Here is a 26,721-nt window from a genome sequence, read left to right on the forward strand (position 1 = left end):
AAAAATGCCTTTTCTTTTTTATGTGACAGCAACCTTCAATTAATTCAACGGTGAATTCTAGAAATTACCAGCTGGCTTTTTTGACGCCGGGAATTAATCCTTTATGAGCTAATTCACGGAATTTCACGCGAGACATTCCGAATTTACGCATGTACCCGCGTGGGCGACCATCAATTAAGTCACGGTTTTTCAAACGTTCTGGGCGCGCATCTAAAGGTAGCTTACGCAATCCTTCATAATCATGGCTTGCTTTTAATTCTTGTCGTACTGCTGCATAACGTTCAATCGTTGCTTGCTGTTTCTTTGCTTTTGCGATTTTTGATTTTTTTGCCATTGTGTTTCCTCCAATTGTTTAAAATTTATTTTTATTTTGATATAAATCGTAATTGTTACGATTATGAGATGTCCGTTCATAATTTAGCACGTCTGACTAAAAAAAACAACTAATTTTACTCATACACTTTTTTTGTAAAAAATAGCACTTCCTCGTAAACTAATAAAGAGGAGTGTGACAACTATGAAAAGATTTGCGATAAAAGAGTATGGTTTAGCACAAGATGTATTTGAAGAAATTGATGCGAGTCCGCGAGAAGTAAAAGAGGGCCACCTTCGAGTAGCGTTAAAAGCATTTAGCATCAACCCATATGATGTATCTCTTCGACTTGGAAACATGAAAGAGGTTCGTGCGTTAAAGTTTCCTTATGTTTTAGGAAATGATGGTGCTGGAGTGATAACTGAAGTTGCCTCAGACGTGACTGATTTTGCTGTTGGTGATCGAGTAGTTGTCCACGCAGTTGGTGGAACTTATGGGGAAGAGATTGTTGTTCCCGCCAAAAAAGTGGCAAAGCTTCCTGATCAAATGGACTGGGCGCAAGCATCAGGTATGGTGACAACAGGATTGACTGCGTATAATTTATTGACACATTTACTTGATGTTCAACCAACGGATGTTGTGATGATTGAAGGGGCTTCTGGCGGTGTTGGTTCAAGTTTGGTCCAATTATTGCATGCTAAGGGAATCAAAGTATTAGCGAGTGCTTCCAAAAGAAATGAAGAAAAAGTGCGTGCACTTGGGGTATCAGAATTTGCTGCTTACGATCAAGAAGATGCAGGAGAACGTTTTGCTAACCAAGCAGATGTTGTCGTTGATGCAACGAAAGGTAGCAGACGTGGGATTTCAGGTATCAAGATTATGAAACCAGGAGGTCGCTATGTCGCGTTGACGCAACTACCAGATTTAGAGCTACGGGAGAAAAAAAGTGGCTTTTATGAATCATTTGTTCCCAGAAAAGAATATCAAGATCAAGAAGCATTTTCTTATTTATTACGAGAATATGAAAAAGGAACATTCAGTGTACCTATCAGCCAACTATTGCCAGCAACATTAGAGAATGTCATCCAAGTACATCAGTTAATGGAAGGACATCCTCCTGCTGGAAAAATTGTGTTAACACTTGCTTAATTATGCTATACTTTCGCATGAGGTGAGAGGATGAATGAAAATTGGCAAGAAATCAAGCAACAGTTAACTGAAAAAGAATGGCTAACGGATGGTTATTATCGTTTACGTAAGCAAGGCGAATATTATGAATTTGCTTTTTTACAACCAGGTGCCTGTGGTGATTTCATGTATCATCCGCAAATCACTGTTCAAGAAATAGCAAATGAGCCAGTACCAATCAAATATTTTGACAATGGTAGCTCTCCTGTCCAAGCTTTCGTAAGTGACGAAAGGAATCAGCAACAGCTAAATGGATTATTTGAGCAATTGATGCAAACTTATCTTGAAGAAAAAAGAGGTAATTGATTTTTACTTCTGTCAGAAATTTTTAAGTGAGGACAAAACAGGAAAAAAGTTTTGTCCTCACTTTCTTATGTTTGTCAAAAAGATTTCGTTTACTAAGGCTAAAGTTTTATCATAAAATTATCATTCCACGTTATTTCATGATAAAGTGAAGTAAATAAAATTTAATAGTTTTTTAAGTTGTAAGAGATTACAGTTCGACAGTTGTCCTTATATGTCAAAATTCTCGCTTTTTTTGGTTAATGTTCATTGAAATCATAGAGAATTGCATGGTAAAGTAGTTCAGCTAGAAAAAAAGAAGGGGAAAATTATGGGATCAATCAAAAATACATTCAAACTTTACTTACTTGATTGGAAACGAATCTTTAAAAACCCGATTGCGACACTTCTGATTATCGCTATTATGATTATCCCTTCACTGTACGCATGGTTTAATATCAAAGCTTTGTGGGATCCATATGGAAATACTGGGGAATTACCAATTGCCGTATACAGTGCGGATAAGCCAGTTGAATTTCAAGGAAAAGAAGTAGCTATTGGGAAAGAAGTAATAAAGTCACTACACAAAAATGACCAGCTGGGTTGGCAATTTGTTGACTCAAAAGCTGAATTAGAATCTGGCGTTCGTTCAGGAAAATATTATGCAGGTATTTATTTGCCAACTGATTTTTCTGAAGACTTGTTAAGTTTTACTAGTGGGGACATCAGGAAACCAAAAATCGAATACACTGTTAATGAAAAAATCAACGCGATTGCGCCGAAAATCACTGATAAAGGTGCAAGTTCGATTCAGTCACAAATTACAGAAGAATTTATTAACACAGCAAGTTCGACCTTGCTAAAAGTTTTTAACGAAATTGGTTACGATATTGATTCCAACTTAGTGAGTATCAATAAAGTAAAAGATATGATTCTTTCGACGGATGAAAACTTAGATGATATTGAAGGATACACCAAGAAAGTGCTAGAACTGCAAAGTCAGCTTCCTGAAATCAAAGAAAAACTCAACAAAGCGAATGAATTTGTTGACTATCTACCAAAAGTAGACGAAATGGGTGAAAAAGTCATTGCATTGAATGACAAGATGCCTGAACTTCAAGAACAAGCGAAGATCATTTTGGATTTACAAGAAAAAATTCCTGAAATCCAAAACGCTGGGAAGCAACTAGCGATGATCGATGAAGATTTTGCTTCAATCCAAGACACAATGAATCAAGGAATTGATGAAGCCAAACAAGGATTAGTAATCATTGGTCAAGTACAAGATGCTTTGCCTGATATCAAAAGATTAGAATCTCAGGCAAGTAATCTTGCAGCAACAACCGAAAATGGTGCGACACAATTAAAAGAGGCTGTTCCAAGTATTGTCAGCAGTGTACAAGTTACTTTGAAATCAATTGGAGAAGTTGCCACTACGACAAATTCGATTGTTGAAACAATCGAAGGAGCGATTGCAGATAACGAACTAACTCCTGAAGAAAGAGCGAATATCAGTCAAGTCTTAACTGATTTTTCCGCTAGTTTGGGTCGTCAACAAGAAGCCATTGATCAAGTTGTCCAATTTATGAAAGACTTACAAACAAGTGCTGGAAACAATGATTTGGATGGTGTTATTGATGGATTGAATCATATCAAAGAGCTGCTTGGTCAATTGAATACACATGTGACAGATTTGAATAAGGCTGTTCAAGATAATAACTTAGATCAAGTGAAAAAGTTGCTTGCTGATGTCAAAACAATTGCTTTAAATATCAAGGAATTGACAAGCACTATTGATGTTAAAGCAGTTGGCTCAACTGTTGAATCTATCTTAGATCAGTTGATTCACACGATTCAAACAGCAAATGGGGTCTTAGACAAAGCAGACCAAATTGATTTTGATTCGTTATTAAGTTCGACAAAAACAACTGTTTCAAATGCAGTTGGTATTCTAGAAAAATATCAAAAAGAAATGCCCGCCATTGGTCAAGAAGTCCATGACGCGAACACAATGTTGAATGGAAATATGAACACGATCGTTGATGGTATCAATAAAGGGGCTGACTTGTATAACAACGACTTACCAGCCGTGGCTCAAAAATTAAACACAGCTGCTGATTTTATTAAAAATGATTGGCCAACTTTGAAAGGTGAACTAACGGGTACACTGACAACGGTCAATGAAAAAATGCCAGAAGTCGAGACAGCTGTCAATGCGGCAGCAGACTTGATTACAAATGATTGGCCAAGTATCAAAGCAGGAATTGAAAAAGCTGCTGATGCTATCCGCAAAGGAGAGGAAGAAGTCGATCTTGGTGAAGTTATCAAGTTATTGAAATTAGATGCAACAAAAGAAAGTGATTTCTTTACCAAACCAGTTGAGTTAGTAACAAATCAATTGTATCCAATTGCCAATAATGGTTCAGCAAGTACACCTTTCTATACAGCACTATGTATCTGGGTTGGTGCAGTCTTGCTTTCAAGCGTAGCAACCACAGATTATTACCTTGAGAAAAAAGACAAGACAAAATTCACGAAGCGAGAACAATATGTTGCTCGAATGTTGACCTTCTTAACGATTGGTTTAGCCCAAGGATTGATTGTTGCTCTTGGGAATATCTTCTTATTGGGTGTAGACGTTCATGATCCAGTGTATAGCGTGTTATTCGCGTTATTAGTATCTTTGTCCTTCATGATGATTGTTTACGTGCTAGCGTCCTTATTTGGCAACGTAGGGAAAGGTCTGGCAATCATTATCCTCGTATTGTCAATCTCTGGTGGTGGAGGAAATTATCCAATTCAAGTTTCTGGAAAATTCTTCCAAATGATCAATCCATTTTTACCATTCACTCACGCAGTGAACTTATTGCGTGAATCAGCTGGTGGAATTTATTGGCCAACAGCAACAAATGCCATTTGGATCATGATTGGATTATTCATCGTTTTTGGCATTGTCGGAACGGCTGTTTATCCGTTTATTGAATCTAAAATGAAAAAATTACAAGAATACTCACACGAGAGCCATATCTTCCACTGAGTATTTTAGAATGAATTAGAAATTAAACTGGGATCTCTTTACTAAATGAGGTCCCAGTTTTTTAGAATGAAAAATCTTTTTGCTTTTTGGAAGATTTTTTAGGTAGCTTGTTGACTTTTATATTTGATGAGCGTACTATATCATTTTGTTTACTGTAAATTTTCGAAAATGACATTTAAAAGGAAAAAAATGTAAAGGGGTTTAAGAGTTGGATTACTTAAAAAGGTTATTAGTAGGTAAACCGTTAAAGTCTGCCGAAAATGATGACCAAAAATTGAGTCGTTTTGCTGCATTAGCATTATTGTCTTCTGATGCACTGTCTTCGATTGCGTATGGGACAGAACAAATCGTTGTCGTGTTGGTGGCTTTATCTACTGCAGCAATTTGGTATTCATTACCTATTGCAGCATTTGTTATTATTTTACTCATTTCATTAACTTTATCTTATCGACAAATTATTCATGCTTACCCTCATGGTGGTGGAGCCTATGTGGTTAGTAGTGAAAACCTGGGGAAAAACGCCGGTCTGATTTCTGGTGGCTCATTGCTCATTGATTATATGCTGACTGTTGCGGTATCTGTTTCTGCTGGAGCAGAGGCGATAACCTCAGCGATACCTGCTTTATATGGGCATCAGGTAGGTATTTCTGTCGCAATCGTTTTACTATTGATGATGCTTAATTTGAGAGGATTACGCGAGTCAGCCTCGTTCTTGTTAGTTCCCGTCTACACTTTTATTATCGTGATTACCTTGCTGATCGTTGTTGGTTTATTCAATATTGTAACGGGGACTGTACCATTGAATGCGACTGCTTTACCAGGTGCGGCAATTCCGGGTGTCTCAATTGCTTTGATTTTACGTGCATTTTCATCTGGTTCTTCTTCACTAACTGGGGTCGAAGCAATCAGTAATGCGGTTCCCTTCTTTAAAAAACCACGGGCGAAAAACGCTGCTGGTACGTTAACGATGATGGCTGTCATCTTAGGCTTTTTCTTCGTTGGAATTACCTTCATTAACTACTGGTATGGAATTGTGCCTGAAAAAGAAGTGACGGTTTTATCTCAGATCGGTAAAGCTGTTTTTGGACAGGGTGTCTTGTATTATGTTTTACAATTTGCAACTGCTTTGATTTTAGCAGTGGCTGCGAATACTGGTTTTTCTGCGTTTCCAGTTTTAGCATTTAATTTGGCAAAAGATAAATTCATGCCACATATGTATCAAGATCGTGGTGATCGTTTAGGTTATTCAAATGGGATCATGACTTTAGCATTTGGCTCGATCATTTTGTTGTTTATTTTCCAAGGATCAACGGAACGATTGATTCCACTTTACTCGATTGGTGTATTTATTCCATTTGCTCTTTCTCAAACAGGAATGGTGGTTAAATGGCGAAAAGAAGGTAAGAAGTGGTTACAAAAATCAATTGCAAACATTGTCGGAGCGTTTATTTCTTACTCAATTATTATTATTTTGTTCATCTATCGTTTAGGGGATATTTGGCCATTCTTTATCATCATGCCAATTGTTTTGTTTGTTTTTTACAAGATTCATGGACACTACAAAAACGTGGCAGAACAGCTTCGCTTAGAAGAGGATGCTAAATTACATGATTTTAATGGAAATACAGTTTTAGTTTTAGTGGGAAATGTTACTCGTGTAAACATTGGGGCGTTGAATTACGCGCGTTCGATTGGAGACTATGTAGTGGCAATGCACGTTTCTTTAGATGAAGATGTGGCAAAGGAAAAAGAAATCGAAGCCGAATTCAAAAAACATTTTCCTGATGTACGTTTTTCTGTTGTTCATTCTTCGTATCGTTCAATTGAAAATCCAATTATTCGCTATGTGGATCTAGTAAGCAAAAACGCTGCAAAACAAAACTATACGACAACGGTATTGATTCCTCAATTTGTGCCAAACCGTCGTTGGCAAAATATTTTACACAACCAAACAAGCTTACGTTTGCGTTTGCGACTTTCTTGGCGAGAAAATATTGTCATTAGTACCTATAGTTACCATCTGAAAAAATAAGTAACTGGGTGTAAAATTACTTTATCAATAAATAAAAGATGGGATAAAACGAATTTTCGTTTTGTCCCATCTTTTTTCCCCATCATTTAACTAGTACGTTAAGCTTTTTTTGCCGCCGGATCTAAGCGTCGTTCTACGATACCAAGTACCCAGTCAGTAATGATTGCCATCAAAGCTGTTGGTAACGCACCTGCAAGAATGATTGAAGCTCCATCCGTTGCATTGGTTCCACGGATAATGATGTCACCGAGACCACCTGCACCAACGAATGCACCGATTGCAGTAATTCCGATTGCAACAACCAAAGCGTTACGAATTCCAGCCATAATGACCGAAACAGATAAAGGGAGTTCTACCATCATTAAACGTTGACGAGCAGTCATCCCCATTCCTTTACCGACATCCAAAATGTTTTTATCTACTTGGATCATGCCAGTATAAGTGTTCTTGATAATTGGTAATAAGGAGTATAAAAAGACAGTAACAATAACTACGTTAACGCCTAGCCCTAATCCAATCATCAAAATGGAGAGCATTGCTAAAGAGGGTACAGTTTGAATGATATTTGCCAAGCGAATAACCCAATTGGCAAGTTTACGTTTACGAGAAATCAATATCCCGATTGGAATCGCTACAACAGCGGCGAAAAAGACACCGTAAATTGAAATCAAGAAGTGACGGATAAATTGGCTAAAGACATAGGCGCCATTTTCTTGAAAATAATAGACAAATTGTTGAAATATATTCATTTTATCCATTTAATCACTTCCCTTCCTCAAAATAATGATGTTCTTTCAAAAACCGTTCAGCAACGACAGAAGGTTCTACCAAATTGTTGTCTGCCTCATAATTTAGTTTTTGCATTTCCTCTGTAGTGATCGTACCACCTAATTTCTGTAAAGCTTCTTCCAGATGAGGCGTGTCTTTTAAGACCTGGTTCGCAACGACCGGTGCAGCGTCATAAGGTGGGAAGAAACTTAAATCATCTTCTAGCATCACTAAATCATAACTTGCAATTCGCCCATCAGTAGAATAACCCAATACGATGTCCATTTTTCCCGCTTCAACAGCGTCATAGACTAAGCCAATCTGCATCGGCAAAATCGATTCAAATGAAAAACCATAAGTTTCTTGGAAACCATCATAGCCATCGCCTTTACGGTTGATCCAAGAAGTATCGACACCAGCAACGAGTTCATTCGCTACATTTTTCAAATCACTGACTTTCTTTAGGTTGTATTTTTCAGCTGTGTCTTTGCGAACGAGAAAGACGTACGTGTTTTCAAAGCCATAAGAAGGGAACCATGTTTGATTGTAACGTTTTTCAAATTCCTCTTTTACTATGGCAAATGCTTTTTTAGGATCTTTTTCAGGTGGTAATCCTAAGGTAGTCGTTAAGTCTGTTCCTGTATAACGCGCCGCGGAAATTGAAGCATCACCGTTGATCATCGCTTGGTGATTGATCGTTGTTGTTGCTAAATTATTGATAATCGTTGTGTTTTTGTCGGTATAATGTTCGACCATTCCAGCAACCATTCCAGCAAGAATTTGTGCTTCTGAAGTAATTCCACCAGTAATTGAGATGGTTTGGTCATCCGTATTACTTGCCAAACCTGGCAAAGAACAGCTACCGAGAATGAGTGAGAGACCAAAAAGTAAAATGAGTTGTTTTAATCGTTTCATTCATCATTCTCCTTTCTAAGTGCAATCGGAGTGAGCCGTGTTTCTAACAAACCAAGTAAAAAGTCTGCAAGTAAGGCCAAAATAGTTACAGGAATCGTTCCAGCAAAAATTAAATCTGGTTGATAATTATTTAAACCGCTAAAAATCAGATCACCTAAACCACCAGCACCAATGTAAGAGGCTAAAGTTGCCCAAGCAATCACATAGACTGCGGCCAAACGAATCCCTGCCATAATAGTTGGCATTGCAATAGGTAGTTCCACAGAAATAATAGATTGCAGATTCGTCATACCCATTCCTTTGGCGACATCTCGATAGTTCCAATCTACATTTTTCATCCCAATATAAGTGTTTCGTAAAATAGGTAATAGTGAATAAATAAAGAGGGCAATAATTGCGGGTGTTTTTCCAACGCCTAGTAAAGGTATCATCAAAGCTAACAATGCCAAAGAAGGAACTGTTTGAAGTGCGCTACTAATACCAATCACAATCGTTGCCGCTTTTTGAAAACGAGTCAAAAGAATCCCTAGCGGAACTGCGACCAAAATACCAAGTGCTAAAGCGAAGAAAGAAATATAAAGATGTTCAGCACTTTTTGTTAATATTTCAGCGCCATGCTGATTAAAAAACTGCTGCATGAGCTAGACCTCCTTTGTTTCTGCAGGCTTCGTCGACTCAATCGCATCTGTGATGGATTGCTCTTCTCCCCAAATAACATCGTAAACAATATCGACAAGTGAAGCACGCGTTAAGATGCCAACTACTCGGTTTCGATCATCAACGACAGGGACGTATTTTAGTCCACGTTTTAAAATCCGTTGTAAAGTGTCACGTAAATAAGCAGATTCTTTTACGTAAAATACATGAGGATTTAAGATGTCTCCTACACTTGAAACTTTGCCACGTTTTCGGTCAAGAGTCTCAACATCGATGAAGCCTTTTAGTACATTGGAATTGTCTGTTACTAAAAGGGTATCCACACGTTTTTCACGCATGAGTTTGATTGCTTCTTGCAATGATTTTTCCGGCGTAATCGAAATGGCCGTATTCAACATTACTTCGTTAACGCGAGTCGTGTCTGGTTTTGCTTGCAGCAAACGATCCTCACCAATTAGTTCTTCCACGAATTCATTGGCTGGGTTACGTAAAATATTTTCTGGTGTATCAAACTGGATCACTTTTCCTTCACTCATGATAGCGATTCGACTTGCCAGTTTCAATGCTTCGTCCATATCATGAGTAACAAAGACAATCGTTTTTCCCAAGCGTTCTTGCAAGTCTTTCACCAAATCTTGCAATGCGTCACGAGTAATGGGATCGAGTGCGCCAAATGGTTCATCCATCAAAATAATATCTTGATTAGCAGCTAATGCTCGAACAACACCAATCCGTTGCTGTTGTCCACCAGATAGTTCACTTGGATAGCGGTCAAGCATCTCACGAGGTAATTCGACAAGGTCAATCATTTTTTCGGCAGTTTTATTTCGTTCTTCTTGACTGACTTTGAGTAACTTTTGAACAAGTGTGATATTTTCTCTAATGGTCATGTGTGGCATTAAACCAATATTTTGGATAACGTAACCGATTTGTCGGCGCAACTCAACGGGATTGATATCTAGGATGTTTTTCCCATCGATTAAAATCTTTCCTTTAGACGGGTCAGTCATTCGATTAATCATACGCATTGTCGTTGTTTTTCCACTACCACTGGTTCCGATAAAGCAGATGAATTCTCCTTTTTCAAACGAAAGATTCACATCATCGACAGCCACTTTGTTTCCTTTATAAATTTTTGATACATGTTGAAATTCAATCAAAATTTCTCACCTCAAATTATCATTTTTTTAATCTTCACATAACTAGTATGGCTGAAAATTCGTTAACATACAAATCGAAGGGTTTGGAAGAAAAAAATTTTTCGTTTCAACATGGAATTATATGGACAAAAAAGTATAGGCGAAGCTGTTCGCCAAGTTTCTGAAAAAGTGTTAGAATAGCTGAAGATAAATGACCAGAAAGAGTGGATAAGATGTTAACAACAGAGGATTTTGATTTTGATTTGCCAGAAGAACTCATTGCACAAACACCGTTAAAAAATCGTGACCAATCACGTTTGTTAGTGGTAGACCGTACAACAGGAGAGTTAGAAGATAAACATTTCCATGATATTATTGATGAATTGAACCCGGGGGATGCCCTAGTCATGAATGACACGCGCGTACTACCTGCACGCTTATATGGGGAAAAGCCAGATACTGGTGCTCATCTGGAAGTATTACTTTTAACGAATACAGAAGGGGATACATGGGAAACGTTGATCAAACCAGCTAAACGTGCCAAAGTAGGTACAACGATTTCGTTTGGCGATGGTCGACTAAAAGCTGTGGTGGAAGAAGAACTAGAACACGGCGGACGTATCATTACGTTTAAATATGACGGAATTTTTCTTGAAATTTTAGAATCGCTGGGTGAAATGCCTTTGCCACCTTATATCAAAGAACGCCTAGAAGACCCAGATCGTTACCAAACAGTGTACGCCAAAGAAAATGGTTCTGCGGCAGCCCCAACAGCGGGATTACATTTTACAAAAGAACTATTGGAAGAAATTGAAGCCAAAGGAATTGAATTAGTCTATTTGACACTTCATGTTGGCTTAGGAACGTTCCGTCCAGTTAGTGTGGATAAGATTGAAGATCATCACATGCATAGTGAATTTTATCGATTAACAGACGATGCTGCGAAACGTTTGAACCAAGTTCGCAAGAATGGTGGGAAAATCGTAGCAGTAGGAACCACTTCGATTCGGACGTTAGAAACAATTGGAACGAAGTTCAATGGTGAAATCAAAGCAGACAGTGGTTGGACCGAAATTTTTATTACACCAGGTTATGAGTTTAAAGTAGTCCAAGCATTCTCAACAAACTTCCATTTGCCAAAATCAACATTGGTTATGTTAGTAAGCGCGTTTGCTGGTCGTGAATTGATTCTGTCTGCATACCAACATGCGATTGACGAACGTTACCGCTTCTTTAGCTTTGGTGATGCGATGTTTGTCAAATAAATTTCCAAATGAACACAAAAGAGTGAACGATTCTCGATCGTTCACTCTTTTTTTCTAGAAAAAAGTTCTATGTAGTTTTCGACGAAATAAAAAAAGCTGGACTCTCGACAAGTCCAGCCTCTGTATTTCGGAAGGAATCAAATAAGTAGAATTTTTGTTACTTTCCATGATACATGTAAAGCACTTTGTTGAATTTCTTCTTGATAAACAAAAAATCTTGTTTTCGTTACATCTTCAACACTCATTGACACATCTTTTACTAGTATTCAATTTTCAGATGTTCACTGTTTATTTTACGTATCTTTGTTACTTCTGGTTTTGGGAAACGAATCATCCAAACTTTTTATACGCATTCACTATTTTCATCAATTTGACGCTGTGTACTTCACACGTATACTTGGTGAAACCTGTACTTCTAACAACTTTGTTTGCTTACAATACTTCATCGAGAAATTCTTCGACTTATTTGATGTTATCCTCCTTCCTTACACCTATATAATAGCATATTTTGTTAGCGCTTGCAAACAGAATGCTTGCAATTTTGTGCCTTTTTTATGAACAAAATCCATAAATTGTCCGAAATAGTTTATTAAGTTGAAAAAAATAAAAAAATGATGTTATATTTAATATAGGATTATTATTTAATGAAGAATAAAGGAGGAATAGGATGGAAGAATATAAAAAAACAGTGAGAGAAGTCCGAGAAGAAACCAATGTAAACTTAGAGCGTGGATTGACTTCCCAAGAAGCAACTAAGCGAAGCAAGGAACAGGGGCCTAACCGTTTTGATGAAGCAAAGAAAGAATCATTAGCCAGAAAATTTTTTAGAAGCTTAGCCGATTTTACAACAATTATTTTATTAGTTGCTGCTGTAATTTCTTTTTACACGGCCTTTGCAACAGAACATGGAGATTTGTTTGAAGGTCTGTTGATTATCGCTATCGTTGTCATCAACTCTGCACTTACAATTGTTCAAGAAGGAAATGCAGAAAAAGCTTTAGAATCGTTACAGGATATGAATAAGCAGACTGCGCTAGTTTTACGAGATGGTAAACGTGAACAAGTTGATGCCGAACAATTAGTTGTTGGAGATATCTTGATTTTAGAGTCTGGGGCAACCATTCCTGCAGATGCTCGTTTGATTCAAAGTTCACAACTTCGAGTGGAAGAATCGGCGTTGACTGGTGAGAGCGAAGCAGTTGAAAAAGATGCCACTTATGTTAGCGAAGAAGAAGTACCTCTAGGTGATCAAATCAATATGGTCTTTAAAGGATGTAGTGTAGCTGCCGGTCGTGGTCAAGCAATTGTTACGGCAATTGGGATGCAAACTGAAATGGGAAAAATTGCTGGACTATTAAGTGGCGATATGATGCAGAAAACACCTTTACAAGTTCGCTTGAATCAGTTAGGTAAACGAATTAGTTTTATTGCATTAGGAGCTGCTGCATTAGTCTTCATTATTGGTGAACTGCAAGGGGAACCATTACTAGAAATGTTTATGACGTCTGTCTCTTTAGCAGTTGCTGCAGTACCAGAAACATTGACAGTTATCGTGACATTGACTTTAGCATTTGGTGTTCAGAAAATGGCAAAAAAACATGCAATTATTCGTCAACTGCCTGCAGTTGAAACATTAGGAACAGCTAACGTAATTTGTTCTGATAAGACGGGAACTTTAACCCAAAATAAAATGCGTGTGCGTCGAGTTTGGAGTCGCGGAGATGAAGTTACTGACACAGAAGATGCTATGACAGATAGTGCGATGGAAGTCTTGAAAATGGCAGCTTTGTGTACAGATGTAAGTGTTGAAAAAGAAAACGATGAGCTAATTATCAAAGGCAATCCAACAGAAGCCGCAATTGTGCGTGCAGTGGAAGAAAACTATCATACAAAAGCAGAGTTGGAAGAAAATTATCCTCGAATTGGAGAATTGCCGTTTGACTCAGAGCGAAAAATGATGACAACGGTACATAAGATGGGAAAAAAATATATTTCCATTACTAAAGGTGCTTTTGATGTATTAGCTCCGCGTTTCCGTTATGGAGATATCGAACAAGCGACAGTTGTCAATGACCGTTTCGGAAAACGTGCACTCCGCGTGATTGCAGTTGGCTTTGCTGTCTATGATGAAGAACCACAAGATATTCGTTCAGAAGTCTTAGAAAAAGATTTACGTTTGATTGGTTTGATTGGTATGATTGATCCACCTCGTCCAGAAAGTAAAGGAGCAATCGCTCGTGCGAAAAAGGCTGGAATCAAAACAGTAATGATTACTGGTGACCATGTGGTGACAGCGAGTGCGATTGCTAAAGAACTTGGGATTCTGGAACATTCTTCTGAAGCTTTAACAGGTGCAGAACTACATGCGTTGACGGATGAAGAATTAGATGAACGAGTGAAAGAATTGGCTGTTTATGCACGAGTAACGCCAGAAGATAAAATCAGGATCGTCAAATCATGGCAACGAACGGGTGCGGTTGTGGCGATGACTGGTGACGGAGTAAATGATGCGCCTGCGTTAAAAGCAAGTGATGTTGGCTGCGCCATGGGAATCACTGGAACGGATGTAGCTCAAAGTGCGTCTGATATGATTTTAACCGATGATAATTTTGCAACGATTGTCGATGCAGTTAGCCAAGGTCGTTCTGTTTATCAAAATATTCGAAAAGCAATCAACTTCCTTTTGAGTTGTAATATCTCAGAAATTTTCATTGTGTTGATTGCTATGCTTCTAGGATGGGGCGCGCCATTTACGGCAGTTCAATTATTATTTGTCAACGTAGTAGCTGATGGCCTACCAGGATTTGCGCTTGGAAGAGAGCCAGCAGAAGCAGGAATTATGGATCAAATGCCAATTCCTCGGAATGAGGGGATCTTTGCGCGCGGATTGTGGCAAAAAATTGCAGTGAATGCAAGTGTGTTTACGGTTGTGACACTCTTCGGATACTATTTAGGAAGTTTTGTTGATACAATCAGTCCTTGGGTCGATGCTAGTCAAGAAGTTGGTCAAACAGTTGCTTTTCTAGTATTAGCTTACTCTTCCATTTTGCATGTCTTTAATGTGCGAAGTAGCCAATCCATATTTAAGGTCAATTTATCTTCAAATAAATCATTATTAGAAATGGCAGTGTTGGCGGTAGTGATTACTACGGCAATGGCACTATTCCCATTCACACAAGAACTTTTTGGACTTGTTCATATTAGTTTGAATCATTGGTTACTGGTATTCATTTTATCAGTCACACCAATTGCAGTGAGTGAACTAATTAAGTTCCATCAACTGCCAGATGTGGACGATGAAGAAGAATAAATAAAAAATGAACACAAAAAAGCTGCGGTTACTAACCGCAGCTTTTTGTATACCTGTTGTGAAGCTTAGTACGCAACGTCTTTTGGCAATTCATTGTAGAAAGCAGCTTTTGTTGCTGTAATATACGGATTCAACCATAAGTAGCCGATTCCTGCGGTCATCAATGCAAGAATATGCCAACCGATAAATGATAAATCCAACCAGAACAATTTTCCTTTGTAACCATCCATTAGCTTGCGACTTGCTGTAATCGTATCAAGCACACGAGGTTTTTGTCCTGTTTCTTGAATCGTGTCGTAGTAGATAAAGTAGCTTTGAGAGTAAGCATAACTTTTGATAATCCCAGGGATAATAAACAACAATGTCCATAATGTAGTGAATAACCAAATCAAAATGGCTAGGCCAATAATGCCTCCAATAAAGAGACCTGAAAATCCACGGAATGCATCTTTAAATGGTTCAATTTGTGATTTTTGTCCACGTAGCACATCAAGGTAAGTCCAAGAAATACCACTCATAAACAATGCAGAAATAATGCCGGAAACAACTCCGCCACCACTGCTGCCAGCACTAGAACCGCCATTGTCATTCACCATCGTTTCCTGAAGACTTGTAACATCTGACATACTTGCAATAAACAAGATGAATGGTACAAGAATCAAAAGAATAAGTGCTATAGCAATTAATGACGGAATTAAATTCAATAATACCGCTTGCCCCCAACGACCTTTCAAACTAGCTTTTGCTTGTGATTTTAATTCAGCAGAAGATTTCATCTATTTTTCACTCCTTTTCCATAAGTTAAAATTATTATAACAAAGATTAACTTTTTTGCCTCTCTTCTTGCATTGCTTGTTCCAGAAATACTTCTAAAAAAAGAGGATTAAATAGAACAAGAGCCACAGATAAACTCTTGCAAAAAAGTGCTGAAACGATTATGATTGTGTGAGTTGTCAACGCTATTTTATAGAGAAAGTAGGGAATTGAATGTCACAACCTGCCATTCGCTATCGTTTAATCAAAAAAGAAAAACATACTGGTGCTCGTTTAGGTGAAATTATTACACCGCACGGTACTTTTCCAACTCCCATGTTCATGCCTGTAGGAACATTGGCGACAGTCAAAACTATGTCTCCTGAAGAATTAAAGGAGATGGGGGCAGGTATCATTTTGAGTAATACGTACCATCTGTGGTTGCGACCTGGAGAAGACTTGGTTGCTGAGGCTGGTGGTTTGCATAAATTTATGAATTGGGATCAACCGATTTTAACTGATTCAGGTGGTTTCCAGGTATTTTCATTAAGTGATATGCGTAATATTGAAGAAGAAGGCGTCCATTTCAAAAATCATTTGAATGGCTCTCGCATGTTTTTATCACCTGAAAAAGCAATTGATATCCAAAATAAATTAGGCTCAGATATCATGATGAGCTTTGATGAATGCCCGCCATTTGACGAGAGCTATGATTATGTGAAAAAATCTGTAGAACGTACGTCACGTTGGGCAGAGCGTGGACTAGAAGCTCATGCAAATCCAGCAACACAAGGTTTATTTGGAATCATCCAAGGGGCAGGATTTGAAGATTTGCGTCGCCAAAGTGCAAAAGACTTAGTCAGCATGGATTTCCCAGGTTATTCAATCGGTGGTTTGTCTGTTGGAGAACCAAAAGCAGATATGAACCGAGTTTTAGAATTTACGACACCATTGATTCCAGAAGATAAACCACGCTACTTAATGGGAGTCGGCGCAGCTGATTCCTTGATTGATGGAGTAATTCGTGGTGTAGATATGTTTGACTGTGTATTGCCAACCAGAATCGCACGTAATGGAACTTGTATGACGTCGCAAGGTCGTTTAGTTGTCAAAAATGCAAAATATGCACATGATTTTCGTCCAATTGATGAAAAATGTGATTGTTATACATGTAAAAACTATACCCGTGCTTATATTCGTCATTTAATCAAGTGTGATGAAACATTTGGTATTCGTTTGACTTCTTATCATAATCTTTATTTCTTATTGAATTTGATGAAACAAGTTCGCCAAGCAATCATGGATGATAATTTGTTAGAATTTAGAGCAGCCTTCTTCGAGGAATACGGTTTTAACAAAGAAAATGCTAAGAGTTTCTAAATTCATGAATTTTATGTGAAATTTAAGTAAAAAGCTAGTGTAGATAGTACTTTTTATGCTAAAGTGGTTTTTGTAGATAGATTGAGTGAGGTGAAAAAAATGGGATCATTACCAATGATTGTGATGTTCGTTGCGTTGTTAGCGATGTGGTACTTTATGTCACGTACACAAAAGAAACAACAACAAGAACGTCAAAATTTGTTAGATAGTATGAAACCAGGTGATGCAGTTGTTACAATTGGCGGCTTGCATGGCGTAATTTCAGAAATCGATGAAGACAAACGGACAGTGGTTTTAGACTGCGAAGGTATCTTCTTAGAGTTTGACCGTGCGTCAATCAAAACGGTTAAACCAGGAGTGACTGTAGAAAACGATGCTACGGTGACAACTGTCGAAGAACCAGTTGATGCAAAAGAAGAAACAATCACTGAAGAAGTAACAGAAGTAGTTTCTGAAGACAACAAAGACGAAAAATGAGCATAAGCTCTACAATTATTTTTCATCTGAAGAGGTACAGCTATTTAATTAGTTGTGCCTCTTTTTTTATTTGAAAAACAAAAGCATGAGAACAAGTTCAATAGTGAACGTGACAACCAAATAAAAAATATTTTTTTCTAAGACAATGAAAAAAATATTGATAGCTAGATAACTTTATAATATCAGTGTTTATCTTTATTTTTAAAACTGTGAAAAAAATCACAAAAAACTATTTACAACAAAAATAAATTATTGTATGATACATATGTGAAATAATTAACAAACAATAAGTGATACCCACTAGGAGGAAGACAATGGCTAAGACATTGGAAAAAGAACAAGTAAAAACGATCGACGTGCAAGCAATGATCGATGACCTTGCAACAAAAGCAAATGTAGCCCTAAAGGAAATGGAAGACTTTGATCAGGCAAAAGTGGACCATATCGTACATGAAATGGCAATGGCTGCCTTAGATCAACACATGCCTCTAGCAAAAATGGCAGTTGAAGAAACTGGTCGTGGTATTTATGAAGATAAAGCAATTAAAAATATGTATGCTTCAGAGTATATTTGGAATAACATTAAACATGATAAAACAGTTGGAGTAATCAATGAAGACGTTCAAAAAGGATTAATTGAAATCGCTGAACCAGTAGGAGTTGTTTGTGGTGTAACACCAACAACTAACCCAACTTCAACAACGATTTTCAAATCAATGATCGCATTGAAAACAAGAAATCCAATTGTGTTTGCTTTCCATCCAAGCGCACAAAAATCTTCTGCAGAAGCAGCGCGTGTTGTCCGTGATGCAGCAATCGCAGCTGGTGCACCGGAAAACTGTATCCAATGGATCGAACATCCATCAATTGATGCAACTTCAATGTTGATGAATCATCCCGGCATTGCAATTGTTTTAGCAACAGGTGGAGCAGGAATGGTTAAATCTGCTTATTCAACTGGGAAACCAGCTTTAGGCGTTGGACCAGGGAACGTGCCAGCGTACATTGAAAAAACTGCAAAAGTAAAACGTGCAGTGAATGATTTAATCGTATCAAAAACATTTGATAATGGAATGATTTGTGCATCTGAACAAGCGGTGATAGTTGACAAAGAAATTTATGCAGCTGTGAAAGCAGAATTCCAAGCTCATCAAGTGTATTTTGTAAAACCAAGCGAACTTGCAAAATTAGAAGATGCGGTGATGAACGAAGGCAAGTATGCTGTTAACCCAGCAATTGTTGGGCATTCTGCAATGGAAATTGCTAAATTAGCAGGCATCAAAGTACCAGAAGGAACAAAAATGCTAGTTGCTGAATTAGAAGGTGTTGGTGCTGATTATCCACTTTCACGTGAAAAATTATCACCAGTTTTAGCAATGGTTAAAGCAAATAATACAGATCATGCATTTGAATTATGTGAAGGTATGTTAAATCTTGGTGGATTAGGACATACAGCTGTTATCCATTCAGAAAACGAAGATTTACACGTGAAATTTGGTTTACGAATGAAAGCTTGTCGTATTCTAGTTAACACACCATCAGCTGAAGGTGGAATTGGTAATATCTACAATGAAATGATTCCTTCATTAACTTTAGGTTGTGGTTCATATGGTAAAAATTCTGTTTCTCGTAATGTATCTGCTGTCAACTTAATCAACGTCAAAACTGTAGCGAAACGGAGAAATAACATGCAATGGTTCAAATTACCGCCAAAAATCTTCTTTGAAAAGAATTCATTACTTTACTTAGAAAAAATGGAAAACGTTGAACGTGTCATGATCGTTTGTGACCCAGGAATGGTTCAATTTGGTTACTGTGATACAGTTCGTGAAGTGCTCGCTCGTCGTAAAAACGACGTGAAAATCGAAGTTTTCTCTGATGTTGAGCCTAACCCTTCAACAGATACTGTTTATGCTGGAACAAAACTAATGGCTGATTTCAAACCTGATACAGTAATCGCATTAGGTGGTGGATCTGCAATGGACGCTGCAAAAGGAATGTGGATGTTCTATGAACACCCAGATACTTCTTTCTTTGGAGCAAAACAAAAATTCTTAGATATCCGTAAACGTACGTACAAAATTGCAAAACCTGAAAAAACTCAATTTGTATGTATTCCGACAACTTCAGGAACAGGTTCGGAAGTAACTCCTTTTGCCGTTATTACTGATAGCGATACACATGTTAAATACCCATTAGCAGACTATGCGTTGACACCAGATGTTGCAATTGTTGACCCACAATTTGTTATGTCAGTTCCGGCTTCTGTGACTGCAGATACTGGTATGGATGTCTTGACGCACGCAATTGAATCATATGTTTCTGTCATGGCATCTGATTATACTCGTGGCTTAAGTCTACAGGCAATCAAGTTGGTCTTTGATTATTTAGAAAAATCAGTAAAAACACCTGATATGGAATCACGTGAAAAAATGCATAATGCGTCAACAATGGCTGGTATGGCGTTTGCAAATGCGTTCCTAGGGATTTGTCATTCAATCGCCCACAAAATTGGTGGTGAATATGGTATTCCTCATGGACGTACAAATGCAATCTTGTTACCACACATTATTCGCTACAACGCAAAAGATCCACAAAAACACGCAATGTTCCCTAAATATGACTACTTCCGTGCAGATACAGATTATGCAGACATTGCTAAATTCTTAGGATTAAAAGGTGAAACAACTGCTGAGTTAGTAGATGCATTAGCAGAAGCTGTCTATGAGTTAGGTCAAAATGTAGGTATTGATATGAACTTGAAAGCACAAGGCGTAACACAAGAGACACTTGATACAACAGTTGATCGTATGGCTGAATTAGCTTACGAAGACCAATGTACAACTGCTAATCCAAAAGAACCATTAATTAGCGAATTAAAACAAATCATCATTGATGCTTACAAAGCTTAATGATTGTCAAAAGATAGCGTACGGCTGACAGCTGTCCGCTACCGGAATCCCCCGCACAAATTTCCGCTCAAATTTGTGTGGGGGATTTAAAACTATATGGATTCATGTAAGTTTGTCTGAATGATTCTCTCATTCAGACAATTTTTTTGTGTAAAGAGAAAATATGCGTTCAAATATGTACTTGTGAGATTACTTATAAAAAATTTTGTCATTGAAAAAGAGAGAAACATTTCGATGACCACTTAGCTATCAATTATTAAGATAGGTAAAAATTTCAAACATAAGATCAACTTTAGATATTTTTTTCTCAATTTATCCTATTTATAGGGTATAGGATTCTTGCTATATTAAGGATATCAATAAATGAAAGCGTTTTAGAAAGGGCGTGGATGAAATGTCAATTATTAAAGAAGAAATTTTTGTACCAAAAGAATTAGTAAAAGAGAAAATTGCTTTACTTTTAGAAAATTTAACAACCATAAAAGATGAAAGTGGCGATTTTCTATTGGATTTTGATGGATTAAAGGTTGATGATAAAAGCTGGACAGTATGGAATTGGCCACAAGGAATTGGTCTGTATGGGACCTATAAGAATTATCAATTAACTAAAAATCATCGAGCTTTAGAAGTTGTTAATGATTGGTTTGAAGCACGTATGGAAGAAGGCGCACCACCAAAAAATGTAAATACGATGGCTCCATTATTAACAATGGCTTATTTGTATGAAGATACAAAGGATTCACGCTATTTACCTTACTTGGAACAATGGGCAGAATGGGTAATGTATGAGATGCCTAGAACAAACGAACAAGGGTTACAGCATGCGACATATGGTCCAGAAAATAAAAATCAGTTATGGGATGACACCTTGATGATGACAGTATTACCTCTGGCTAAAATTGGGAAGTTATTAAATCGCTCAGAGTATTTAGAAGAGGCTCGTTATCAGTTTATGATCCATATTAAATATTTGATGGATAAACGTACTGGTTTGTGGTATCACGGTTGGACCTTTGAAGGAAATCACAATTATGCGGAAGCGTTTTGGGCGCGTGGTAATTGCTGGTTAACAATGGCAATCCCTGAAATCATTGAGATTTTAGAATTATCTAAAGATGACGCTCTACGAAAACTTTTAGTTGAAACGTTAGAAGCGCAGGTTCAGACATTAGCTAAATATCAAGCAGAAAGCGGTTTGTGGCATACATTATTGGATGATGAGTCCTCTTATGTTGAATCATCAGCAACAGCTGGCTTTGCATATGGCATCTTAAAAGCTGTTCATAAGAGATATTTGGAACCAAAGTATAAAGAAGTTGCTTATCGTGCAATACAAGGTTTATTAGAACAAATTGATGAAAATGGTGAAGTACACAATGTTTCGATCGGTACAGGAATGGGGGACGATTTAGAATTTTATCGCAATATTGGAATTACTGCTATGCCATATGGTCAATCGTTAACGATGCTTTGTTTAACAGAATTGTTAGTTTCGTATTGTTAAAAAAGAAAGGAAGACAAAATGAAAAAAGTAATCTTGCTAGCAGGAATATTTGGCTTGAGTTTACTGGGATTAAATGGTTGCGGTAGTGCTGTAAACGTTACAGCTACAGATGAAAAAGAAACAATCAATTTACGTTTTGCTTATGCTAGTAATAGTCAGCCTGTGATTGATGCGATGAACGAATTTGGTCGATTAGTAGAGGAAAAGACAGACGGAACAGTTAAAATTCAATATTTTCCAGATGGTCAACTTGGCGGTGAAAGGGAATTGATTGAATTAACTCAGTCAGGAGCCGTAGACTTTACAAAAGTCAGTGCCTCTGCTTTAGAAAGTTTTTCAAAAAATTACTCTATTTTTTCTGTTCCGTACTTATTTGAAAGTGAAAAACACTTTTTTGACGTAATGGACAATGAAGAAATAATGACGCCGATTTATCAATCAACCACAGATTTAGGTTTTACTGGTTTAACCTACTATGATTCAGGTCAACGAAGCTTCTATATGGTTGATGGTCCTATTCAAACACCATCAGATTTGTTAGGAAAGAAAATCCGTGTTATGCAAAGTGAAACAGCTATTAAAATGGTAGAATTACTTGGCGGATCTGCGGTACCTATGGGAAGTGATGAAGTTTATACTTCTTTACAATCGAATTTGATCAATGGTTCCGAGAATAATGAATTTGTGTTACATACAGCAGGGCATGGAGGAGTTGCGAAATACTATTCTTATGATGAACATACTCGTGTACCGGATATTATGATTATGAACGATGCAATCAAAGAGCAACTAACAGAAGAGCAAGAAACGGCGATTTATGAATCAGCAAAAGAATCGACAGTTTTTGAAATTGAAGCCTTTTCTAAGGCTGTTGAGGAAGAAAAAGCAACTGCGCAAGAAGCATATGGGGTTAAATTTAATAAAGTCGATAATACGCCATTTCGTGAAGCAGTGGCTCCACTTCATGATGAATTCAAAAATGATCCAGTTTATCAACAACTGTACCAGCAAATTCAAGATCAAGGAGCCTAATAAATGAAAAAAATAATGAATCAATTGTTAGAAATTATTGGTGCTGTATTGTTATTTGCAATGGTAGGAGTAGTTTTGTGGCAAGTGTTTTCTCGGACGGTATTAGGTAATCCCAATACCGTGACAGAAGAATTTGTTCGTTTTGGACTTGTCTGGTTTGCCATGCTTTCTTCAGCTTACGTTGTAGGGCAAAAAGCACATTTAGCTGTAACAATTTTAAGTGAAAAATTAACAGGAACTAGAAGTTGGGTGTTAGAGATAGTAGTACAAACATTGTTTCTATTATTTGCTACTATTATTATGGTTTATGGTGGAATGAATGCGGTTACCTTGACGATGGGACAATTATCTCCCTCGTTAGGAATACCTATGGGCTATGTTTATTTATCGGTACCTGTATCAGGCTGCCTGATTGTTGTTTACAGTTTAATAAATTTGATTGATACATTCAATACTGTTAAATAATTGAAAAAGTATAGAAATGGAGAAATAATATGGCATTAGAAGCTGGAATGGTTCTGTTTTTCGTTTTTGTTATATTGCTTATTGTAGGGATGCCAATTGCAATTAGTATTGCATTTTCATCAATGATGACGCTGCTGCTAGTGATTCCTTTTGATGTTGCTACCTTTAGTTCAGCACAGAAAATGGTTGGGAGTATTAATAGCTTTTCTCTAATAGCGATTCCATTTTTTGTCTTTTCAGGAATAATTATGAATAATGGTGGGATAGCGAAAAAGTTAGTAGATTTTTCGATGCTTTTTGTCGGACGTATTCCGGGCTCTCTAGCGCATACGAATGTATTGGGAAATGCTTTATTTGGCTCAATTTCGAGTTCAGCAATTGCTGCTTCAACAGCCATTGGTGGCGTACTAATTCCTCAACAAGTGGAAGAAGGCTATGATCGCAAGTTTGCAACGGCAGTGAACATTGCTTCGGCACCTACTGGAATGGTTATTCCGCCAAGTACAGCATTTATTATGTATTCATTAGTTGCAGGTGGGACTTCTATCTCGGCTTTGTTTATGGGAGGATATCTCGTAGGCGCACTTTGGGCATTAGGAATCATGGTAGTTGCTTTTGTGGTTGCTAAAAAGAATAAATACCCTACAGTACAAAAAAATCAGATAAAACATTCAGGTAAAGTATTGAAAGAAGCAATTCCCAGTTTATTGTTGATTCTTATTATCATTGGTGGGATTTTAACAGGCATATTTACTGCAGTAGAAGCTTCAGCAGTTGCTGTGATTTATTCATTATTGATTTCGATGTTTTATTATAAAACGGTTAAGTTAAGAGATATTCCAAATATGTTGGTTCAAGCGGTTGCGATGTCAGGGACAATTATGTTTTTGCTGGCTACTTCATCAATGATGTCATTCTCAATGGCTTTTACAGGAATACCTCAAGCAATTAGTAGTATGATTATAGGGATTACTGATAACAAAATGATTATTTTATTATTGGTCAATGTCGTTTTATTGTTAGTCGGGATGTTTATGGATGTGGCGCCAGCAATTATGATTTTTACTCCCATCTTTTTACCAATCGTGACAAGTGTGGGTATTGACCCTGTTCATTACGGTTTGTTTTCGATAATGAATTTATGTGTAGGTTCGATTACTCCTCCAGTTGGCACAGGATTATATGTTGGAGCTAGTGTAGGCGGAGTAAAAGCAGAATCCATGCTTAAACCACTATTACCTTTTTACGGCGTGATATTAGGTGTTTTATTCTTAATTACGTACTTCCCACAGCTTGTAATGTGGTTACCTGATATATTAGGATAGGAGAAAGAAAATGTTAAATCTAACGATACGTGGACATGATCTTTCTGGTGTTCATACAGCCGAAGAACTGGCTAGAAAAACAAGTGATCAAGGAGTGCATACACTACAACTAGCGTTAGGACTATCTTTTAAAGGTCTCAATTCCGATGCTTCTGCCATCAATGCCGGGATGGGTAATTTTATGAAGCGGACATTATTGCAAGAAAATGTTCATATAGGTATTTTGAGTTGTTATATCAATATGATTCATCCGGATTTAGAAGTCAGGGAACAGTTGTTACTCAAATTTGAACATTATTTACAGTATGCTACTTCTTTTGGTGCCGCTATAGTTGCCACAGAGACAGGTTGTGTTTTTCCAGAAATACGTTATACAGAAGAAAATTTTACAGACAAAGCTTTTGAAACTGCAGTTACGGTAATCCGTCGATTAGTGAATGCAGGAGAAAAGTACAACATGGTGGTAGGAATCGAACCGGGTTTGAACCATCCAATCTATTCGCTAGAACGTGTTTGTCAGCTAATTGAAGCTGTAGATTCTGATTATTTAGGCATCATTTTAGACCCAACGAACCTGATTAGTAGTGATAATTATCAACAACAAGTCCAACTTGTAGAAAGCGCCTTTGATTCATTTGGCGAAAAGATATGTGCGGTTCATTTAAAAGACTTTATTGTAGAAAAACAACAAATTATACCTGTAAATTTGGGTGAAGGAATGATGGACTATCAAAAAATCATAAAGCTGATTGCACAGAAGAAGCCTTATTTATTTGTTGTTTTGGAGGAGACAAAGGACCGAGCTATTCAACGTGCCGTTAAGTTAATTGAGGACTCATATTCGTTTGGATAAAAGTTACTAGCCAATGAATCAAGAGAGCGATACTTAAGATGAAAGTAAAATGGGCTATGATATTGTTTATTCACCATTGAATAAACGAGGCTTTGGGAGGGACGATCAATGAATCAAAAAAAAATAAATGGTGAACAAGTCAATACGATGGTGTCAAATCAATATGAAATTTATCATGTGAAAAATGTCGTTAGCCAAAGTCAAACACTTTATCATTATCATGATTTTTATGAAGTCCATGCAACTTTGAAAGGGAAAGCAACTTTTTACTTGAACGGCCGACAATTTACGATTGAAGAAGGAAATATTTTGTTGATCCATTCCAATGACTTACATCGTATTGTTCGCCAATCCTCAGACGTTTTTGAGAGAGTATACATATTTATTACATCCTCATTTTTAGAAAGTCGATCTACACAATGGTCTAATCTAACTTCTTGTTTTAAACCACTGGGGGATAAGCGGAGCCGTATCTTGAAAGTCCCTCCTAAATTATTAAGAGAAAAATTAGCCTTTATTGATTATCCACCTAATAAACAGAGTTATGGAGAGGATATTAAATATGAACAAACATTAGTGGATTACTTTATTTTTTTGAATAGGATCGTTCAAAAAGAAGAACAGACTCACGTAGAAAATGCCGTGATTCTGAATGAACGAGTTGAACAAATGCTAGAATATATCTCAAAAAATTTGTCACATCCACTGACTCTAGAAGAGATGGAAAAAAAGTTTTTTGTAAGTAAATATCACATTACAAGAGAATTCAAAAAATATACAGGTTTTACGTTCCATCAGTATGTTATGAAAAAGAAATTACTTTATGCGAAACAACTATTAAAAGAATATCATAGCTCTAGTGCTATTTATAGTAAATGTGGGTTTACATCTTATCCACATTTTCTAAAAGCTTTTAAAAAAGAATTCGGACTGACACCGAAAGAATTTTTAAAACGGAATACGCAAAATCAGATTGTTCATTATGAACATTTTGAAGATGAGCGGTGAAAATCAATTCAAAAGAAATCGTCACACCTACAAAAAGAACTTGTAGGTGTGACGATTTCTTTTCTTTTTTGTGTTCTTAAACAGTTCAGGAATAATCTCATATCTT

Annotated in this window: 21 protein-coding genes; 15 read left to right on the forward strand and 6 right to left on the reverse strand. The window is 37.1% G+C overall.

The genetic code is table 11. The annotated features are described in order from the left end of the window. Positions 1 to 64: 64 nt before the first annotated feature. The gene (gene rpsN / locus DOK81_RS01415) at positions 65 to 334 is read right to left on the reverse strand and encodes a 30S ribosomal protein S14 (RefSeq protein WP_206907413.1); all 270 of its coding nucleotides are present in this window, start codon (positions 332 to 334) and stop codon (positions 65 to 67) included. A gap of 183 nt (positions 335 to 517) precedes the next feature. On the opposite strand from rpsN, the gene DOK81_RS01420 reads away from it, so the two are divergent. The 4 genes from DOK81_RS01420 to DOK81_RS01435 all read left to right on the forward strand — a co-directional run bounded on the left by DOK81_RS01420 (position 518) and on the right by DOK81_RS01435 (position 6,852). Beyond that, complete coding sequence (locus tag DOK81_RS01420) at positions 518 to 1,462, forward strand: NADP-dependent oxidoreductase (protein WP_206907415.1); 945 nt, start codon at positions 518 to 520, stop codon at positions 1,460 to 1,462. A gap of 30 nt (positions 1,463 to 1,492) precedes the next feature. Then, a complete protein-coding gene (locus DOK81_RS01425; RefSeq protein WP_206907417.1) occupies positions 1,493 to 1,807 on the forward strand; it encodes a hypothetical protein in 315 nt (104 codons plus the stop codon). 307 nt (positions 1,808 to 2,114) lie between these two features. Beyond that, complete coding sequence (locus DOK81_RS01430) at positions 2,115 to 4,820, forward strand: YhgE/Pip domain-containing protein (RefSeq protein ID WP_206907419.1); 2,706 nt, start codon at positions 2,115 to 2,117, stop codon at positions 4,818 to 4,820. Between the two features lie 208 nt (positions 4,821 to 5,028). After that, positions 5,029 to 6,852: an amino acid permease gene (locus DOK81_RS01435; RefSeq protein WP_206907420.1), complete on the forward strand. Its 1,824-nt coding sequence runs from the start codon at positions 5,029 to 5,031 to the stop codon at positions 6,850 to 6,852. 98 nt (positions 6,853 to 6,950) lie between these two features. Here DOK81_RS01435 and DOK81_RS01440 read toward each other — a convergent pair whose 3' ends face one another. The 4 genes from DOK81_RS01440 to DOK81_RS01455 are packed head-to-tail and all read right to left on the reverse strand — an operon-like array spanning position 6,951 to position 10,352. Beyond that, positions 6,951 to 7,610: an ABC transporter permease gene (locus DOK81_RS01440; protein ID WP_277988505.1), complete on the reverse strand. Its 660-nt coding sequence runs from the start codon at positions 7,608 to 7,610 to the stop codon at positions 6,951 to 6,953. A gap of 4 nt (positions 7,611 to 7,614) precedes the next feature. Then, positions 7,615 to 8,535 carry an osmoprotectant ABC transporter substrate-binding protein gene (locus DOK81_RS01445; protein WP_206907422.1) on the reverse strand — a complete coding sequence of 307 codons (921 nt, stop codon included), beginning with the start codon at positions 8,533 to 8,535 and terminating at the stop codon, positions 7,615 to 7,617. Further along, positions 8,532 to 9,173: an ABC transporter permease gene (locus DOK81_RS01450; RefSeq protein ID WP_206907424.1), complete on the reverse strand. Its 642-nt coding sequence runs from the start codon at positions 9,171 to 9,173 to the stop codon at positions 8,532 to 8,534. The genes DOK81_RS01445 and DOK81_RS01450 overlap by 4 nt, the downstream gene beginning before the upstream one ends. A 3-nt stretch (positions 9,174 to 9,176) precedes the next feature. Beyond that, on the reverse strand, positions 9,177 to 10,352 hold the full coding sequence (locus tag DOK81_RS01455; RefSeq protein WP_206907426.1) for a betaine/proline/choline family ABC transporter ATP-binding protein: 1,176 nt from the start codon (positions 10,350 to 10,352) through the stop codon (positions 9,177 to 9,179). A 212-nt stretch (positions 10,353 to 10,564) separates the two neighbouring features. Here DOK81_RS01455 and queA point away from each other — a divergent pair, with 212 nt between their 5' ends. Further along, positions 10,565 to 11,596 carry a tRNA preQ1(34) S-adenosylmethionine ribosyltransferase-isomerase QueA gene (queA, locus tag DOK81_RS01460; protein ID WP_206907429.1) on the forward strand — a complete coding sequence of 344 codons (1,032 nt, stop codon included), beginning with the start codon at positions 10,565 to 10,567 and terminating at the stop codon, positions 11,594 to 11,596. A gap of 667 nt (positions 11,597 to 12,263) precedes the next feature. Next, entirely contained in the window at positions 12,264 to 14,906 is a 2,643-nt protein-coding gene (locus tag DOK81_RS01465) for a cation-translocating P-type ATPase (protein ID WP_206907430.1), read from the forward strand. Between the two features lie 65 nt (positions 14,907 to 14,971). On the opposite strand, the gene DOK81_RS01470 is transcribed toward DOK81_RS01465, so the two are convergent. Next, a complete protein-coding gene (locus DOK81_RS01470; RefSeq protein WP_206907433.1) occupies positions 14,972 to 15,682 on the reverse strand; it encodes a DUF975 family protein in 711 nt (236 codons plus the stop codon). Positions 15,683 to 15,893: 211 nt separating this feature from the next. Here DOK81_RS01470 and tgt point away from each other — a divergent pair, with 211 nt between their 5' ends. The 9 genes from tgt to DOK81_RS01515 all read left to right on the forward strand — a co-directional run bounded on the left by tgt (position 15,894) and on the right by DOK81_RS01515 (position 26,615). Continuing rightward, positions 15,894 to 17,039: a tRNA guanosine(34) transglycosylase Tgt gene (gene tgt, locus DOK81_RS01475; RefSeq protein WP_206907434.1), complete on the forward strand. Its 1,146-nt coding sequence runs from the start codon at positions 15,894 to 15,896 to the stop codon at positions 17,037 to 17,039. 99 nt (positions 17,040 to 17,138) lie between these two features. After that, positions 17,139 to 17,516, forward strand: a complete 378-nt coding sequence (gene yajC / locus DOK81_RS01480; RefSeq protein WP_206907436.1) for a preprotein translocase subunit YajC — start codon at positions 17,139 to 17,141, stop codon at positions 17,514 to 17,516. Positions 17,517 to 17,830: 314 nt separating this feature from the next. Beyond that, on the forward strand, positions 17,831 to 20,428 hold the full coding sequence (gene adhE, locus DOK81_RS01485) for a bifunctional acetaldehyde-CoA/alcohol dehydrogenase (protein WP_206907438.1): 2,598 nt from the start codon (positions 17,831 to 17,833) through the stop codon (positions 20,426 to 20,428). A 394-nt stretch (positions 20,429 to 20,822) separates the two neighbouring features. Then, positions 20,823 to 21,932 (forward strand): glycoside hydrolase family 88 protein, encoded by a 1,110-nt coding sequence (locus tag DOK81_RS01490; protein WP_206907439.1) that lies wholly within the window; start codon positions 20,823 to 20,825, stop codon positions 21,930 to 21,932. Positions 21,933 to 21,950: 18 nt separating this feature from the next. After that, positions 21,951 to 22,964 (forward strand): TRAP transporter substrate-binding protein, encoded by a 1,014-nt coding sequence (locus DOK81_RS01495; RefSeq protein WP_206907441.1) that lies wholly within the window; start codon positions 21,951 to 21,953, stop codon positions 22,962 to 22,964. A gap of 3 nt (positions 22,965 to 22,967) precedes the next feature. Then, positions 22,968 to 23,429 carry a TRAP transporter small permease gene (locus tag DOK81_RS01500; RefSeq protein WP_206907443.1) on the forward strand — a complete coding sequence of 154 codons (462 nt, stop codon included), beginning with the start codon at positions 22,968 to 22,970 and terminating at the stop codon, positions 23,427 to 23,429. A 29-nt stretch (positions 23,430 to 23,458) separates the two neighbouring features. Then, positions 23,459 to 24,754, forward strand: coding sequence for a TRAP transporter large permease (locus DOK81_RS01505; protein WP_206907445.1), 1,296 nt, complete (start codon positions 23,459 to 23,461; stop codon positions 24,752 to 24,754). A 10-nt stretch (positions 24,755 to 24,764) separates the two neighbouring features. Then, the gene (locus DOK81_RS01510) at positions 24,765 to 25,607 is read left to right on the forward strand and encodes a TIM barrel protein (RefSeq protein ID WP_206907446.1); all 843 of its coding nucleotides are present in this window, start codon (positions 24,765 to 24,767) and stop codon (positions 25,605 to 25,607) included. Positions 25,608 to 25,715: 108 nt separating this feature from the next. After that, positions 25,716 to 26,615, forward strand: a complete 900-nt coding sequence (locus tag DOK81_RS01515; RefSeq protein ID WP_206907449.1) for an AraC family transcriptional regulator — start codon at positions 25,716 to 25,718, stop codon at positions 26,613 to 26,615. Positions 26,616 to 26,721: the final 106 nt, after the last annotated feature.

The sequence above is a fragment of the Enterococcus sp. DIV0660C genome (genome assembly GCF_017316125.1).
Classification (GTDB): Bacteria; Bacillota; Bacilli; order Lactobacillales; family Enterococcaceae; genus Enterococcus_B.